At 39.0% G+C, this 18,263-nt stretch carries 12 protein-coding genes; 7 read left to right on the plus strand and 5 right to left on the minus strand.

Annotated features, from left to right (window positions below):
- The 7 genes from ACMGDK_RS19495 to ACMGDK_RS19525 all read left to right on the plus strand — a co-directional run bounded on the left by ACMGDK_RS19495 (position 1) and on the right by ACMGDK_RS19525 (position 14,281).
- A complete protein-coding gene (locus ACMGDK_RS19495) occupies positions 1-3,735 on the plus strand; it encodes an AAA family ATPase (protein ID WP_436809475.1) in 3,735 nt (1,244 codons plus the stop codon).
- A gap of 15 nt (positions 3,736-3,750) precedes the next feature.
- Positions 3,751-5,748 carry an ATP-dependent nuclease gene (locus ACMGDK_RS19500; RefSeq protein WP_436809476.1) on the plus strand — a complete coding sequence of 666 codons (1,998 nt, stop codon included), beginning with the start codon at positions 3,751-3,753 and terminating at the stop codon, positions 5,746-5,748.
- Complete coding sequence (locus ACMGDK_RS19505) at positions 5,741-7,588, plus strand: UvrD-helicase domain-containing protein (protein ID WP_171006262.1); 1,848 nt, start codon at positions 5,741-5,743, stop codon at positions 7,586-7,588. The genes ACMGDK_RS19500 and ACMGDK_RS19505 overlap by 8 nt, the downstream gene beginning before the upstream one ends.
- A 120-nt stretch (positions 7,589-7,708) precedes the next feature.
- Positions 7,709-9,133: a DUF3375 domain-containing protein gene (locus tag ACMGDK_RS19510; protein ID WP_436809477.1), complete on the plus strand. Its 1,425-nt coding sequence runs from the start codon at positions 7,709-7,711 to the stop codon at positions 9,131-9,133.
- A gap of 2 nt (positions 9,134-9,135) precedes the next feature.
- Entirely contained in the window at positions 9,136-9,705 is a 570-nt protein-coding gene (locus ACMGDK_RS19515) for a DUF4194 domain-containing protein (protein WP_436809478.1), read from the plus strand.
- An 8-nt stretch (positions 9,706-9,713) separates the two neighbouring features.
- Positions 9,714-13,118 (plus strand): ATP-binding protein, encoded by a 3,405-nt coding sequence (locus tag ACMGDK_RS19520; RefSeq protein WP_436809479.1) that lies wholly within the window; start codon positions 9,714-9,716, stop codon positions 13,116-13,118.
- Positions 13,115-14,281: a Wadjet anti-phage system protein JetD domain-containing protein gene (locus ACMGDK_RS19525; RefSeq protein WP_436809480.1), complete on the plus strand. Its 1,167-nt coding sequence runs from the start codon at positions 13,115-13,117 to the stop codon at positions 14,279-14,281. The genes ACMGDK_RS19520 and ACMGDK_RS19525 overlap by 4 nt, the downstream gene beginning before the upstream one ends.
- A 273-nt stretch (positions 14,282-14,554) precedes the next feature.
- Here ACMGDK_RS19525 and ACMGDK_RS19530 read toward each other — a convergent pair whose 3' ends face one another.
- The 5 genes from ACMGDK_RS19530 to ACMGDK_RS19550 all read right to left on the minus strand — a co-directional run.
- Complete coding sequence (locus ACMGDK_RS19530; protein WP_436809481.1) at positions 14,555-15,661, minus strand: site-specific integrase; 1,107 nt, start codon at positions 15,659-15,661, stop codon at positions 14,555-14,557.
- A gap of 75 nt (positions 15,662-15,736) precedes the next feature.
- On the minus strand, positions 15,737-16,117 hold the full coding sequence (locus ACMGDK_RS19535) for a helix-turn-helix transcriptional regulator (protein ID WP_436809482.1): 381 nt from the start codon (positions 16,115-16,117) through the stop codon (positions 15,737-15,739).
- 118 nt (positions 16,118-16,235) lie between these two features.
- Positions 16,236-16,517 (minus strand): hypothetical protein, encoded by a 282-nt coding sequence (locus tag ACMGDK_RS19540; protein ID WP_436809483.1) that lies wholly within the window; start codon positions 16,515-16,517, stop codon positions 16,236-16,238.
- 125 nt (positions 16,518-16,642) lie between these two features.
- Positions 16,643-17,200: a helix-turn-helix transcriptional regulator gene (locus ACMGDK_RS19545; RefSeq protein ID WP_436809484.1), complete on the minus strand. Its 558-nt coding sequence runs from the start codon at positions 17,198-17,200 to the stop codon at positions 16,643-16,645.
- An 856-nt stretch (positions 17,201-18,056) separates the two neighbouring features.
- The coding region (locus ACMGDK_RS19550) for a helix-turn-helix domain-containing protein (protein WP_436809485.1) at positions 18,057-18,263 on the minus strand (207 nt) is incomplete at its 5' end.

The raw sequence follows: 18,263 nt of genomic DNA on the forward strand, positions 1-18,263 counted from the left end.
ATGAAGATCCTCGCCATACGCATTAAAAATTTAGCTTCGTTAGAAGGAGTCACCGAAATCAACTTTACGGAAGAGCCTTTATGTTCTGCCGGGATCTTTGCCATTACCGGAGCTACCGGAGCTGGAAAATCAACCATCCTGGATGCTTTATGCCTGGCCTTATACGGTAAAACACCCCGTTATCTCCAGGCCAGGGAAACAGGTGTTGAAATTCAAGATGTACAGGGCAGCACTCTAAGCCAGGGCGATGTGCGGGGCATTCTGCGCGACGGCACAGCTGATGGATTTGCCGAAGTCGATTTCAGAGGAATTGACGGGCAAAACTACCGCGCTACCTGGAGTGTGAGACGGGCTAGGAACCGTGCTGATGGAGGCATACAGTCTGATTCCGTAACGCTCAAAAACCTCAGCACCGCTGTCGATATGCCCGGCAGAAAAGCGGAAACCTTCAGTGAAATCGCACGATTGGTCGGCTTGAATTTTGAGCAATTTACCCGGTCGGTGCTGCTGGCGCAGGGCGACTTTACCGCTTTTATGAAAGCCAACCGTGACGAGAAATCTTCTTTGCTCGAAAAGCTGACGGGAACCCATATTTATTCTGAAATCTCCCGGAAGATCTTTGAAAAATACAAGGCCGAAGAATTACAGCTACGCGATCTCCATGTCCGTAAAGAAGGTATTGTTACCCTGAGTGATGAAGAACGGCAAGCCCTATCTGCAGATCAGGAGCTGCTGGAAAGCCAGATCAAAAGCCTTGAAGCAGAGATCGAAAAATACACTGCCGGGATCGGATGGTACGAACAACTCGCCAACTTTCAACAAAGCAACGATGAAGCGCAAAATGCCTTACAAGTAGCTGCTGAAACCAAAACTTCCGCTTTGCCGAGAAGCCTTAAACTACATGCGATCGAACAGGCACAGCAAACCCGAAGCTGGGCAGATGCCTTACAGCAGGCGCAAGCACAACAGACCGATAAATCAACCCTGCTGGTTGCTTTAAAGGAAACCCTGGTTTCACTGCAAGTACAACAGGAAACACTTGAAAATCAACTAATAGCAACCCACCATCAGCTTTCCGCTGAACATAAAGCCTTTGCGGATGCGCAGCCCTTACTGGAAAAAGCAAGGAAGCTCGATACGCTGCTATCGGAGAAAAAAGAGCAGGTCAGCCAGCTGAAAGAAGAGGCTCAGAAAGCAAATGAAGTTAACCAGCAACATCAGGCTATACTTAAAAATAAAGAGGAAGCATTTGCTGCACTGCTGGGAGAAATAGAAACCATCAGCCAATGGCAGACTGAACAAGCTGCCCGAAAGCCGGTTGCCGAAAATAAAGACCTCATCCTCTCCAAACTGGAAGATGCCCAAAAACTGTTGGAAGCGCTGCAAAATGCTGCGACAAGTTTAGCACAGTTACAGAATAAAATCCAAACTACCGAAGCCCAAAAAGCCAATATTGAGCAGCAGTGGAAACAGCAGTTGCAGGCTTTGGAAGATCAACAAAAAAGCTGCAATGCCCAATCCAAAGCATTACTGGCCATTCCGATCGAAACCCTGAACCGCAATAAAACTGAAACTGACGTTCAGGTAGAAGAGCTGATCAAGGCACAGACACAATGGCAGCTGTACTATTATGCACAGACCGAATGCGAAAGTTTAAAGCAGAAGCAAGTACAGGATCAAACCGATCATCAAAACAAACAGGTGCTTTTACAAGAGCTGGACCAACAGCTGCCGGTTATCAAGGCGGAAAGAGATACGGCTGATCAACTCCTGCAACAGGTCCGGCTGGCATCGGCAGAAAATGTAGAAACGTTGAGGGAAGCACTGACCGAGCATGAACCCTGCCCGGTATGTGGCAGCACACACCATCCTTATGTGGTGGAAAATTCCCAACTGGAAAAGATTTTGGCTCAACTCGAAAAAGCCCATGAGGAAAAAGAGCAAATCTATCTGGCCAGCCATAGCAAACATCAGGCCTTAGAGCAGGAATGCGAGCGCCTGCAAATCGCTATTCAACGGCAAGAGGAAGATCTTCAGGCTAAACAATCCGCCCTTGAGATCCAAAGACAAGCCTGGGAACAATCGGATGCGGCGAAAAAAAGTCTTTCCATAACCGATGCGGAAAAAGCAGCCTGGATCGAAACCCAATTGCAGGCTTTTAAAACAAAACAAGCTGATCTGCTGACCCAATTACAAACCTACGCTGACCAAAAACAAGCGTTGGAAACGGCTAAAAACGTGATGGATCTGCTGAAGGAAAATACCGACGGCCTGGCGAATCAAATCAAAGATATTCAGAACAACCTGTCCTTGTTTCAGGAACAGCAAAACCAGGTGAAACGCGAACAAGAAGTAGCTGCGACCCATTTGAAAGGAATTGAAGTACTTCTCTCGTCATATTTCTCCACAACCGGCTGGATGGAAAACTGGAAAGCTGCCCTTGCTACATTTACAGATGGTATTACAACTTTTGCCGGACAATGGAAAGCCCATACCGAAAAACTGGATCAATGTACTCGAGAAAAAGCTGTCCTGGAAGCGACTCTGAAAGAAATGGGACACCAGGCAAAAGCACTGGCATCAGAAGCCGAAAGGAAAATGGAAATCAATCTCTCGCAACAGGAATTGTACCTGGATCTGAGTCAACAACGTAAAGATCTGTTTGCCGGGCAGCTCGCTGATGACAAGGAACTTCAATTGAAACAGGCGATCACCGAAGCCCAGGAAATATTTGACCAACTTAAAGCCAGACAACAACAACTGGCCATCGATCATACCAAAGCCCTTACACGGCAGGAGGAACTCACGGCCGCCTTAAGCACACTGGAAGCCACAATACAGAAAACTTCACAGAATCTGTTGGATTGGCTGAAGACGTATAACCAAAAGAATGATCAGCCACTCAGCCTCGAAGCACTTCATAATTTGCTGGCACTGGACAACAACTGGATAGACAGCGAACGCAAGGCATTACTGGCCATTGATGAAGAACTGACCAAAGCCAACAGCATTCTTATGGAACGGCAACAGGCCTTAGCACGTCATCAGCAAAATGGTGCATCGCAAATCCCATTCGAAGAACTCATCTCCCTCAACGCTGCGGCTAAATTGGAAGAGGAAGAAAAGAAACACAAAAAAGGAGAAAATAGTTTCCGATTGCAACAGGATGAAGTCAATAAAAACAGGATTGGCGAACTGCTGCAAAGTATCGCAATGCAGGCAACCGTCACCGAAAACTGGGCCAAGCTCAACGAGATTATCGGTTCGGCCGATGGAAAGAAATTCCGGCAGATTGCCCAGGAATATACCCTGGATGTGCTATTGGGTTATGCCAACATCCATTTGCAAGCCTTGACCAACCGCTACCGGATCGAACGCATTCCGGCATCGCTGGGCCTCCAGGTGGTGGATCAGGATATGGGCGATGAGGTGCGTACGGTTTACTCGCTTTCGGGTGGGGAATCTTTCCTGGTGTCGCTGGCCTTGGCCTTAGGTCTTGCCTCGCTGTCATCCAGCCGCATGAAAGTGGAATCTTTATTTATCGATGAAGGTTTCGGTTCGCTGGATCCCAATACACTCAACATCGCCATGGATGCCCTCGAACGCCTGCACAACCAGGGCCGAAAAGTAGGTGTGATCTCGCACGTCCAGGAAATGACGGAACGGATCCCGGTGCAGATCAAAGTGAGCAAGCACCAGAGCGGCAGGAGTAAGGTGGAGGTTAATCATAAATAAAAATCAAATAAGAATATGGCACAATTTAAAAATCCATACATATCAAGAGTACAAATAAAAAATTTTCGAAACTTTTTGGATGTGGATGTGGCTTTGGATCACAAACAGGTGATTATTGGAGAGAATAATGTTGGGAAAACAAATTTTTTAAGAGCAATCCAATTAATCTTGGATAAAAGTTATTCCGATGCTGATCGAGAATTACTTCCTGAAGATTTTCATGAGAGTATTGAGTCTCCTATGGAAAATGGTGAGGTAATCGAAATTAATCTTGAAATAAGGGGGTATGAACATAATAGTAAACTTAAGGCTCAGTTTGTAGATGCGGTAATATCAGATACTCCTCCAACTCTTAGATTCACCTATAAGTTTAAGCCTAATGTTGATGAATTCGGTAATATCATTAATTATAAATACGAGTTATTTAAAGGGAATAATGAAGAAAAAAGATTTACTAATGAAGACCGCAATTATATTAATATTTATGTTATAAAGGCATTGAGAGATGTTGAACGAGAATTAAAAGCAAACAAAAACTCTCCATTGTATAAACTTGTCAAACAGTATGAAATATCTTCTGAACATCTTGAAGAAATATCGAACGCTTTGAAATATGCAGCGAAGGGAATTCTTGAACTCGATGAAATTGAACATATAAAAAATGTCCTTACGAATCAGTTCACTACATTGTCTGGATTACATACTGATCACCAAATTACATTAAGAACATTCGACATTGATACTGAAAGATTGCTATATACATTGCAGGTATATATGGGATTAAAGGAAAGATCTGTCTCGGAATTAAGCTTAGGCCTGGCCAATATTCTTTATATCTCTTTAATGTTACTCCTTTTAAAAGACAAAACTATATTGCCCATTATAAAACCTGCCCAATTTGAATCATTAGCGGCCGAAGATGGAGGTGGATTATTAGCAGAGCTATATGAAGTAAGTGATAAAGGAAACTATATCTTGAAGCAAGAAATTGAAGATGGCAAGGTTGAATCATTGTATGATTTTATGAATGAACATAATTATAAACATCAGGCATTTACAATTTTAGCGGTAGAAGAACCAGAAGCGCATTTACATCCAACATTACAGCGGTTGATCTATCGAGAGGTATTGCATAACAGTAATACTTCAGTAATATTTACCTCTCATTCAACTTATATTACATCTGTAACGCCACTAAACTATATTGTCCATATTCGAAAAGTAAGTGAAAGCAGTAAAGCTTTCTCAACAGCTAATTTATCCCTTGATGATAAAGAAAAAAAGGATATAGAGCGTTATATCGATGCGAAGCGGGGAGAAATTTATTTTGGCAAAGGAGTTATTTTGGCTGAGGGTATTACAGAGGAATATTTTATTCCTGCTGCTGCAGATTTAATGGATACACCATTAGATAATTATGGGATTGTAGTATGTAATATCGACTCTACGAATTTTAGGCCATACATTCAATTACTTAAAGCACTAAATATTCCATGGGTGCTATTTACAGATGGAGATTATTATGAAATTGAAGAACATACAGATGAAGACGGAAATCATAAGACCAAACGTGTTTATCATATAATGGATCAAAATACAGGTAGGTCTTGGGGGTACAAAGGAAATGAGAATATTGTAAATATTCTTACTATGCTTAGAATAATAGCAGACGGCTCTACATTAGAGGAAGAAGAAATAAGAGATAAAGGAGGTTTTATAGGAGAATATACTCTTGAAGTTGATATGATGAACAATTCAGGCGATGAAGGAATTGAAATACTCAAAACCGTATACGATGAGCTCAAGCCGGGAGGAGATGAAATGCAAGAGAATTTTGAAGGAGCACTTGATAATAAAGATTATTGGTCTGCTCTTAAAAAGATCGAGGGAAATATTAGCAAAGGACGTTTTGCCCAGCGATTAGCTGAAGAACTTATTCTAGAATTAGTTCCGGATTATATAGGCAAAGGTATTGAAGCAATTATTCAAAAGGTTAATGAGTCTTATGAATAGTCAATTTTTTCAAGATTTAGAGCTGATAAAAAAAGATGCTAAACAGTACGAAGCTTATCAATCAATGGAGAGTTCTGTAATTGTTGCAGGTCCGGGGAGTGGTAAGACTCGTGTATTAACTTTAAAAGCTGTAACGCTTGCTAAAAGCCATATTAATAAACCGTCTGGACTAGCTTGTATTAGTTACAGCAGAGAATCTGTTAGAGAGCTTAAGAAAAGATTAAGGGCTTACGGTTATATTCCTACTAACAAAGACTTTATAGGAACAGTTCATAGCTTTAGTTTATTGCATGTTATCCAACCTTTTGCGCATCTATATCCCCAATATAATGTAGCATACCCGATTAAAATTATCCCAGATGATATAAAGGATAATCTCTACAATTCTGTACTTAAGGAACTGAATGTTGAGGATTCTCGTCAATTATCTCTGGCTGATATCAATAAACACAGGTCCCTTTCCCTAAGAGGTCGCAGTATGGTTCAAATGGGCACAACTGATCTCATTGCGAAAGGAGCGGAACTTTATGAAGCTAAGATTAATGAGACTGAGTTTATAGATTTTATTAACATTATCAACTTATCTGCTAAAATCATAAATGAACAGCAATATGTTAGGGAAACATTAAAAAGTCAGTTTCCTTGGCTATTAGTGGACGAGTACCAGGATTTAGGTAAGGCATTACACGAAATGGTGCTTGAACTAGTATTTAACGCTGGAATAAAATTATATGCGGTTGGTGATACAAACCAATCTATTTATGGGTTTAACGGAGGGTATCCAGATTTCTTATTGGAACTAATGTCAAATGATAATATAAAAACTATTAATCTTGTTTCAAATTATAGAAGCTCCCAACACATTATCGACGCTTCCATTGAAGCATTGCAACCAGTTCCTCCTTATCCAAAATATATAGCAGGGAAAAGAAATGATGATATAGCTGATTTCACTTTTATTACTTGTGACAATGGGATGGAACCTCAGTATGAGATTGTAGCAAAAAAGATAATTCCTAATTTGTTAGCTAAAAGTGTTCCTCTAAATGAAATTGGAATTATAACTAGTTCTAATGCTCAAATTCAGCATATGGCAACTTTTATGAAACAAGAAGAAATCCCTTTCTTTATTGTTAAATGGAGTTTTGAAAACAGTGCAGTTGTTGTATGGTTACAAGATTGTGCCCAATGGAGTATTGATAAAGAAACACAATCATTTGATGAATTGTTTAATTTTTGGAGAAGATTAATAAATAATCATAATGATGCTAGGAAAGATAAAGAAGAAATATATTTAAAAACAAGATTTTATAAAGTACTTGCTAATAGTTTGGAAAGTAATAATTGTTTTGAATGGTTAAGCCATATTATAAACCAATTAGAGCTTAAAGAGACGCTTAGTAATTCTGAGATGTATCCAAATGAAGTTGATAATTTAAATAAGCTATTAGACGAAGCTAACTTACGCAATTTAAAAGATGCAGAGATAAAAAGATTTGCAAATCTTGGATCTCCCGAAAACGAGGTCACTATTACAACCCGGCATAGCTCAAAAGGATTAGAATTTGAGGCCGTAATATTATTAGGAATGGAGGAAGGAAACTTCCCATATTATTTAAATATAGGTAATGAAATTGCGCTAAATGAAGATCAAAGACTTTGTTATGTTTGTATTAGCAGAGCAAAACAAACATGTATCCTTCTGAGATCGGAGTCATTTACTAGGGAAACTAAGTATGGTGTAAAGACCTTTCCTTATCCTCCCTCTAGATTTTGGGTTAATCTACACGATAAATTTGGAAATGAAAATAATACATTTACCGCGGAAAATTATAAATAATTAAATTTTTATTTATCATGTAATCACCAATCATTAACGCTCCATCAGATTAAAAGAAACCGTTCAATTTTGTCTAATCCTAAAAAATAATTCCAACAACTCCCCGAATTCTTACCAAAAATGAACTACGAAAAAGCGCTCTCCCTCTACAAAAACGACAAAACCCTTCAGCTCCTGCGGGCTGAACACTTTCCGCTGCTGGTGAGCTTTTTCCACCTCGTCTTCAAGCAGCAGGACAGGATTTCGTACCTGCAAACCGAATTGCAAAGCATCCTGGGCGATTACATCTTTTCGCTTCAACGGCTGGGCATTGAGGATTACCAGAAAGCACCCGTAGATTATTTACAGAAATGGGCGGAACAGGGGTATCTTCGTCGATATTATGAAAGGGCCGACGAACCCATGTACGAACTTTCCCCGGCGACGGAAAATGCGTTAAAATGGCTCGAAGATCTGAATAAACAACAGTTTGTGGGCACCCACAGCCGGCTCATCCAGTTTTTTGATCTGCTGCAGCGCATTGTCAATACCACTTCCGGGCCTTATGAGCGCATCCAGCAGTTACAGGAAGAACGCCGGAAAATTGATCAGGAAATCGAACAGATCCGCCAGGGCAATTATGCGAAACCTTCCGATACCCAGCTGAAAGAAAACTATTTTCTGGCCGAGGAAACTGCGAAACGTTTGTTATCCGATTTCCGGCAGGTCGAAGAAAATTTCAGAGAATTGGATAGCCAGACCCGCCAGACCATCATCAAAAGCAATCTTGCAAAAGCAGATCTGCTCGATAATGTTTTTCAGCAGCAGGATTTCCTCTGGAATACCGATCAAGGAAAAAGTTTTAAGGCTTTCTGGGAATTTCTGATGAGCGAGCAGATGCAGGAAGAACTCGAAGAATTGCTGGATAAGATCAATGCCATCCCGGCGATTGTCGAAATCAAAAAAGAACAGACTGTAGATCGTATCAAAACCAACCTGGTGGATGCCGGTGATAAAGTAAACCGAAGCAACGACGGCCTGATTGAGCAACTCCGGAAATTTGTGGAACAAAAAAACCTGTCCGAAAGCCGTCATATCCTCCAAAGCATCGAAGAAATGGAAAGCTTGCTGCTGGAGCACAAAGAAACGCTTGATCAGCAAGCCGCATGGATGGAAATTGATGAGGTTTTTAAACCCTCCTTTACCATAGACCGCCCTCTTTTCAATCCGCCGGTTAAAGTTACCTTTGCAGCTACCGAAATTGCCGATGGCGTGGCTACGGCTGATACCGACCTACTGTTTGAACAGTTTTACGTGGATGTGGAAGTCTTACGAAATCATGTGAAAACCCTTTTGAAAAGCCGTTCACAGGTTGCGCTTTCCGAGTTGCTCAACCATTACAAACCCACCAAAGGCGTTGCTGAAATATTAGGCTATATGCAAATCGCAACTAACGAAGGTAAACATTTCGTCAACCGTGATCAATTCGAATATCACATCATCGAAAACAAATCCACCGGAAAAACCTATCGCATGCAAACCCCTATCATCATCTTTAACCGATAAAAATGGAATACCGTTACTCTGCAAGCCTCATTGCTTTATTGAAAGGAATTGTATACAGCCACCAGAAGGAAACCTGGGAAAACCTGCTGCAATATGAACCCGATGTCAAAAAATATTTTATCCCGATCGGGCTGGAGCTCTTTCTGGATAAGAGCGAAGGCTACGCCTTTCTCCGCCAGAAGGAATGGGAAGAAGACGAAAGACCTTTGCCGAGAATAGCTGAAAAACGATCGCTCAATTTCATGACTTCTTTAGTCTGTATTGTCCTGAGAAAATTCTTACTCGAACACGATGCACAGGGTGGCTCGGTGCGCTCCATCATCGGCGAACACGAAATCATCAACCGGATGAAAGTATTCTTGCCCAATGTAAATGATGAAGCCAAACAACAGGAAAAGATCAACACCGCTATCAACCGCGTACTCGACATCGGATTCCTCAGAAAACTGGAAGACCAGGAAAAAAACTACGAAATACACCGGATCATCAAAGGCTTTGTGAATGCCGATGTGATCGATGAAACCCTGCAGAAGTTCAGGAACTATGCTGCTGAAAACCAACCTAAAGATTAAACTCATTTATGGAAGAACTATTTGATACCCATCCTGAAGAACTCAATCTGGCCGGTTACCGGCTTCAATACCTGGAAGTACTCAACTGGGGGACCTTTAACCAGGTGCGCTGGCAGATCCAGCCCAATGGACAAAATGCCCTTTTGACAGGCGATATCGGTTCAGGAAAATCTACGCTGGTGGATGCCCTGACCTGCCTGCTTGTGCCACACCATAAGATTATCTTTAATAAAGCCGCCGGTGCCGAAGGAAAAGAGCGCAACCTGCTGAGTTACGTTAGAGGAGAATTTAAAAAAGAAAAGGAAGAAATCACTAAAACCGCAAAGAAGGTTTACCTCCGTCCGGATGATCATACCTATACCGTTATTATCGGGAATTTTTATAACAAGGGCTATAATGAACACATTTGCCTGGCCCAATTTTTCTGGATCGGCAAAGAGAGAAAAGTAGAAAAGTTGCTGATCATCGGCACGATTCCTTTAACTATTAAAGATCATTTTCAGCATTTCGGCGATATCACTGAGTTGCGAAAGAACCTGCGTAATACGCCGGGCATACAATTATTCAATGATAATTTCTTGCAATATAGCGAACATTTCCGCAGGCTTTTCGGCATGAACAGCGACAAAGCGATCGACCTGTTTTATCAGACTGTTTCCATGAAGTCCGTCAGCAGCCTGACCGATTTTGTCCGCGAGCAGATGCTGGAAAAAACCGATGTCAAAGAACAGATTGATGCCTTGCTCAAACGTTTTGATGACCTTAATAAGGCCCATGCCGCCGTAGTGCATACCAGGGAACAATACCAGATACTAAAGCCTTTGGCAGAGGCCAGTGAAACCTACGAAACGGTTACCCGCGAAATTGAAGATATAGAAGCCATGCTGGAAGTGATGCCGGTCTGGTTTGCCGAAAGGAAATGGGAATTGCTGGAACAGGCCATTGCAGATGCCGGTCAGGAACTCTCAACAGCAGAACAGCAGCTACACGCCATCACCCAGGAAATTGAAGCTTGGGAGGAGCGGCGGCAAACTATTGTACAGGACATTGCGAGCAACGGAGGAACACGGATCGAACAAATTGCCGGAGAGATAAAACGGCATGAGCAAGACAAAGAAGTCAAGCAAAAGGAATTCGATGATTATGAGCGTCTTGCCTTGCAGACCGGGTTAGCAAGTATAAAGCAGGAAAGTGATTTTCAGAACAACATCAAGCGGGCTAACGAATCAATGGAGAAATGTGATCAGATAGAAGAAAAACTTCGGGAACAGCGCGATAACGAGGTCAGTGAACTGCGTAAACAGGAAGCGGAATATCAGGCAGAGCGAAAAGAACTGCAATCACTCAAAGAACGAAAAACCCAGATCCCGGCATGGCTGATTGCCTTTCGGTCACAACTTTGTGCCGATTTGCGGATTGACGAGGAAGATTTGCCTTTCGCTGGGGAATTACTGAAAGTGCATGAACAGGAAACCGAATGGGAAGGCGCAATCGAAAAACTGCTCCGTGATGCAGGAATCAGCTTACTCATTCCCGGAAAGCATTACCGGAGTGTCAGCCATTACGTCAATAGCAATCCGTTAAAAGGTGCTGATGGAAGAGGTATCAAGCTTACTTATTTGGAAGCAGATCTGAATGGTAACACTCGACTTCTAAAAGAATTGGATGAAGACAGCATCGCTTATAAAATAAATATTAAACCTGAAACGCCTTTTTACGATTGGCTGGAAAATTACCTGCAACGCAGCTTTGGCGATTATATCTGTACTGATGTTGACGGTTTGCCACATGTTCCTTTTGGCATCACCCGGCAAGGGCTGATCAAGAGCGGGCGCATCCGGCATACTAAAGACGACCGCAAACGGATTGACGACCGGCGTAATTATGTATTGGGCTGGAGCAATGCCGAAAAGATTAAAGCACTGGAAAATTCAGTAGATAAGCTGGAGCGAAACATTTATGAGCTAAAATCCACACTAAAGGAGATTGAAGAAAAGGAGAAAAAGAATAGCGAACAGAAGCAACTGCTGGGACTTTTACTTTACGTAAAAGACTTTTCCCGCATCAACTGGCAATATCATGTCACTAAAATGTATGAATTGGAACGGGAACGCGATCAATTACTGAATAACAATGATAAGCTTGCGCAGTTGGAGTGCAATAAAGGTGAAGTAGACCAACAGATTAAAAATGGAAAAGCTAAAGAAAAACAACTATCTCAGGACATTGGCGGATTAGACGCAAAGATTGAAGGCTACAAGGATCAACAACACCAGGCCATACAGCAAAAGGAACAATTAGCCCCTCACCTGAAAGAAAAATGGTATCCACTGATCAACGAAAAACTCAGTGGAGTAAAAATCAACCTCAGAGGCATAGAAAACAGGCAGGAAGAATTCCGCAAACAATTTCAGGGTGAAAACGGCGAATTGAAAAGGCTTCGTGGACGTCAGGCTGGTCATCGAACCCACATTGAGAAAAAAATGCGGGAAATCAAGGAACATTCCCGGGCCGAATATAGTGAAGTTACCGACAACATCGATGCCCGTACCGAATACATTAAAAAATTCAGACAACTGGAATCCGAAGATTTAAAACGGCACGAAGAGCGCTTCAAGGAAGAACTAAATAAAAACGTGATCAACAGCATCGCTGTCTTCGACAGCCAGCTACAGAAACACGAAAAAGATATCAAACTGAAAATCCGGACGATTAACGAACATCTTTCAGAAATTGTTTACAATGCGGTGCAGGATACCTATATCACCATTCTGATGGATACCACCCCTAATAAAGAAGTACGGCTATTCAGGGAAGAATTAAAAAAATGCTATATCCATTCCTTTAGCAGCCATAATGATCTGTATACGGAAGAGAAATACGAACAGGTAAAAAGGATCTTAGACCGTTTTGCCAGTATGGAAAATGCAGACCGCGACTGGACTTCAACTGTTACCGATGTGCGCCAGTGGTTTGAGTTCAACGCCAGTGAACGTTACCGCTCCGATGAAACAGAAAAAGAGTTTTATGAAGGTTCTGGCGGAAAAAGCGGTGGACAAAAGGAGAAACTGGCCTACACCATTCTGGCCAGTGCTTTGGCCTATCAGTTTGGGCTGCAATTCGGAGAGCGCAAAAGTAAAAGTTTCCGTTTCGTGGTGATTGATGAAGCCTTCGGCAGAGGCAGTGACGAAAGTACCCGTTACGGACTGGAATTGTTTAAAAAACTGAATCTTCAACTGTTGATTGTGACGCCATTGCAAAAAATCCATGTCATAGAAGGTCATGTCAGCTCCTTTCATTTTGTGAGCAATCGGGAAGGCAACAATTCGCAGGTCAGTAATTTTACCAAAGAAGAATATGAAATCGAACGCGACAAACACAACGGAATCTTTCCTAATACCCCTGAAAAATGATTAGCCCGGCAGAAATAAAAAAACAGACGTTGAAATGGTGGAAGCCCTTGCTGCAAAGCCATATCCAGGAAGAACCGTTTTTCCCGAAAATAATAGACCGTATCGGAAAAGTGAAATCAGGTCACATTACGGAACGCTTTGAAATCCTGAAAAAGGAGATAGAAGAGCTATACCGCTATTCCAAAAACCAGACAGGTAAAGGCTACCTAGTACAGACTGCCGGTCGGAATTTCAGACGGACAGGCAGCCATGATTTGCCGGATACCGTTATTTTTGAAAGTCTTGAAGATTACCTCTATTTTACAGGCTATCAAAAAGATTGGAAAGTTTTTTTGAAGTATTATGACACGATAATTAGCACCATTCCTGTGTTAAAGAACTGGACGTTGCACCATTGTTTATGGTTAACGGATCATCATATTAACTGGGATGATGTGCTGAAGGTTTGCCAATATTTTATGGAAACGCCACGGCCTAATCTATACCTGCGACAGCTGCCCATCGAGATCCACACCAAATTCATTGAAGAAAACAATACGCTAATTCAATCCTTACTCGATTTCCTGATTCCGGATCATGTGCGTTCGGCTCAACAAAAGCGTTTCGCCGAGCGTTTCTTTTTACGGTACGATGAGCCTTTGATCAGGCTCCGCTTTCTGGATGAAAACCCGAATCCAGATTTTAAATTTAGGGACATTAGCATCCCGCTCTCCGATTTTGAAACCCTTGAACTTCTGGTGGAAAATATCCTGATTACGGAGAATAAAATGAATTTTTTAACTTTACCGCTGTTAGGATCTACTGTCGCCATCTGGAGCGGAGGGGGCTTTAATATTTCTTTTCTCAAAAATGCGGCCTGGCTGTCAGACAAAAAGATTCGGTATTGGGGCGATATCGATGAACATGGCTTTCAGATTCTGCATCAGCTACGGTCATACCATCCGCATGCCCAAAGCGTCATGATGGACCGGACGACTTTTGAAACTTTTCAAAACTATGCAGTAAGTGGCGCAAGAAATAAATCCCAAAATCTAAACCTCTTGAGCAAAGAGGAAAACGACCTTTTCCAGTATTTAAAGGCTTTGGAAAAAAACAGGCTGGAACAGGAGAAAATTCCGCAGGTGTATGTAGATAGATGTTTGAGGAATAGTATCGAATCATGAAGTGGTTGCATAAATCTCTATTAGCAACCATATTTAAAGCCAGTATTGCTTAATAACAGTAGAGTTGATGGAGTATAAATCTCTAATTTTCGATGAGTATGTAAGTATCCCATTTTTCTGATAATTTTTCCAAGTCAACCCTACTACAACATCTCAATTTACAGTTTCATCAATATTTTTTAACATTGTTTTATGGGGACAACAATGGATAATAATATATAATATGCTTTAATATACCAAACTATAATAAGCAGTAGAACAATTATTCAGATTTTAATCAAAATCTAACTTAATTTTTAATGACGCTTCTCTGGCAACGGAATCTATTATTTTAGTATAAATTTCTGTTGTCTTAAGGTTTCTATGACCCAAAAGTTTAGAAATTGTATAAATGGATGTGCCTGATGCGAGTTGTAATGTAGCAAACGTATGTCGAAAACCATGAAACGTAAAGTATTTGTTGATGCCGGCATTCTTTAGCCATGGTTTAAGAAACTTAATGACATCATCATATTTAATTCCTTCAAAAACGTTTTCATTATTCTCTTTCGGAGGTCCCAATATTTCTAATGTTTTATCTGATATAGGGTAGTATTCTGCGTTTCCGGTTTTACTTTGTTTGTATAAAATATAATAACTACCCTTAAAGCCTTGTATTTCACCCCATACAAGTTTTTTTATATCGGAAAAACGAAAACCGGTTAATGCAGAAAATAAGCCAGCTTTCTTAACTAATTGTGATTCGCATTTTGCGTTGGCCATACTTTGTAGCTCATTTAAGAAAAGGAAACATCTATGGGTTTCTTCCAATTTTATTCCTTTTACTCCAGTACTGAAATCTGTGAAAATATATTTATTAATAAAAGCGTTCTTAAGGGTGTTTCTAAATTTATCAAAATAAGATGACGCAGTATTAAGACTGATTTTTCTTTCATCTCTACCAACTGATGGATTAGACATCATAAAATTTTTAAACTGCTCACATATTGAACAGTCAAGCTCTTTAAAAGGTAAATTTTTTCCACAAAATTTCTGAAAATACTTTACAGCCATTTGCCAATTGTATGAATCTGGTCGTTTGTTTGCTTCAGCTTGAAAAAATTCTGTAAAATCAGGTATCCTTTTTTTGATTAAAAAATCATAATTTTTATTTTGAATATCTATTAAACGTTCGGCTTTTCTATATTCCACCAATTTCAAAGTTTCAATATTATGTTGTTTTTCTACATTATTTTTAGGATTCAAATAGGTATGTAAATGTAGAAAATACTTTCTCTTAAGGTCTCCTGTTATTGGATGTGGTATGGGAGGATTTATATCCAAATAATGAGATTCTTGTCCATTACTTATGGGCTTTTGTCTTAGTGTTACCCTTGTCATCGCCGTTTATTTTTCTCATTAATAAATAGTTGAAACAGTCAAAAGCTATTTTACAATTACAGCTTATTTCGACTGCTAATTCTCTTTGACTTTTAGAATACTAATCTTAAAAAGATTGTCAATTTCTATTCTACTAATTCTGGTGTTTCTTACTGATAGATTTATTGATTTTAAACGACCCGAATTAACTAGATTATAAATCATTTGCTTACTGCATTTCAATAAGCAGGCTGATTCTTTAACAGTTAGAAAAGCAGAATTATTTATAATATCTATAGAAGATTCTTTAAAAAGACGGGTGTTGATATTACTCTTTTCTATCTTTTTTGTTTTTAGCTGTGCTTTATATGCCTTCTTATTGCAGGTATGGCTGCAGTATCTTGTGACAGTTGTCTTTGCGATGAATTCTTTGCCACAATATTGGCACATTCTTATGGTCTCAATGTTAGAACTCATATCATTGTTTTTAAAGTGAAAGACTGGTAACCAAATAATAGAATATGGGATTAATCCATAATATTTTGCAATGTGTATCCATAATAGTAAGATACTTGTTCTCTAAAACCCAAGATGATTAGTGATTTCCTGATAATATACTCATTCGTAGTTTATTACTGATCCTATTATTATATACTTCAAGCATCATTTTGACTCTTAAGTTCTCTGCCATAAACAATGTTTGGTCATTGTGTTTTTTTTCAAGTTGTGATTGAGGAATGCTATACAGAAAAAGTTTTAGATAAAACTTTCGCTGTGATTTTCCAGTTATTGGATCATATATAGGAGGATAAGCATCTAAATAAAGTCTAACAGTATTTTTAGCAGCTGGTTTTTTACGTAATTTAATAAGAGTCATAATGTTATATTTTAATATTGTCTTCAAAAATATTATGAACTCTCTCTAGTTGTAAATTATGTCTTTGAAAGGCCTAATTTGTCTTTTGCTGACCTTTTAATAAATGAAATCAACTATTTTAATTATTATTTTAGATAACCGTTAAATAACCTTCGTATTATTTCTTTAGATACATATACAGATTTTCCCTTCCTTATTTTAATTATATTATATGCTTTCAACTTATTATACAGAGCACTGGCAGAGATCTTATAAAGGTTAATAATCTCATTGATTGTCCAACAGTTTTTTACCTTTGTATTTTCATCTCTAAATATAAAAGGTTGTAGCCCTGTTTTGCTTCCATATAATATCTGTTCAATTTCTTCTCTAAAAACTCTAGTTTTCCTTTGACTGAAATTAATGTAAGCTAGTCTTCCTTTTTTTATCATGTCATAGATCGTACCAGGAGCACAGCCTATAAGGTTGGAGGCTTCTTTTATTGTAAGGTGTTCAAAAGGAGAATAGGTTGGTGTATAATAACATAATGTCTTATTTTCTTTTGTTGGAAATAAGTTCTTATTATATTTCTTATACATTTTTGTTCTACACCTTTGGCAGCAAAATCTTGTTACAGTAGTTTTAGCTTCAAATTCTAATCCGCAATATTCGCATGTTTTTAATATATGGATATTGGTACTCATTGCCTTAATTCTAATTAGTTCTAGCTTATTGAAGATATAGTCAAGTTTTAATGATCAATATATTTAAGTAACTTATTGTAAGTGAATGCAATAATTTGTCCAAAGTCTCTCAATTTATTAAAAAAAATAATTGAAGAAATCTTAAAGATTTGCCTTTAAATCATTGTTAATCAGTTTGTATATTAATTAGACTGGTTAAGTGCAGTGAATTAACCTTTAGATGAGCGTAATAAATTGTTCAAAGTAAAGAATAGCTAGATAGCCAAAATTAAACTAATGATATGCTCCTAATGAGGTATTTAAAAAAGTTGATAAAAGTCCTAAAGAATTACCTTTGAATAAATAGCAATTATTTTATTTATAGTGTGATAGTATCTGTTAAGTGCAGTGAATTAACCTATAAAATCTTGAAGCTTTTACTTTTAAATTGAGGGACAAAACTGGGGACAAATTCAAGTGATTTTTAACGTTGATTCTTTATTTAAAAGACGTAAAGCGCTGTAAAATAGCGCTTTATGGGACATTTTCTAAATTTCATTCTTTTAGTGTAAGTTGCTGATTTTCAGTGTTTTATGTAGATTATTTCCCAATGCAAAAAGTGAATTATCTTGATTGTTAGTAGTTTAATTCACCACGAGGGGTAAATAGGGTTTTAATTTTTTCCAACTATTAATAACTATAACAAAGTTACAAATATTTTGAAAACAAACCAATTATAGCAGAATTGTAAATAATTCACTTTCTCAACTGGACCTTAAATTTTACTTCTAAATTTCAGGGGCAAAAAAATGGCAAAATGACGAGATATTTATTGGAATGTGTTTGAATTATTTCCGAAAATCTATTAACTATGTATCTAATAGTAAATTTTTCTATTCACAATTTTAACAACTTCCTCCAGCTCCATTTTTTTAAAAGCCCTAATGACTGTTTCGACACGTAAACCTGTAAATGAAGCTAACTCCTGTCTCGTAAAAGGTATTTCAAAAGAATATTTGACGTTACTTTGATTAAAACTTTTGTAATAGCTCATAATTCCTTTAAGCCTAATTTCAGGGTTTAA

The sequence above is a fragment of the Chryseobacterium hilariae genome, assembly GCF_051400735.1.
In the GTDB taxonomy this organism is placed as follows: domain Bacteria; phylum Bacteroidota; class Bacteroidia; order Flavobacteriales; family Weeksellaceae; genus Chryseobacterium.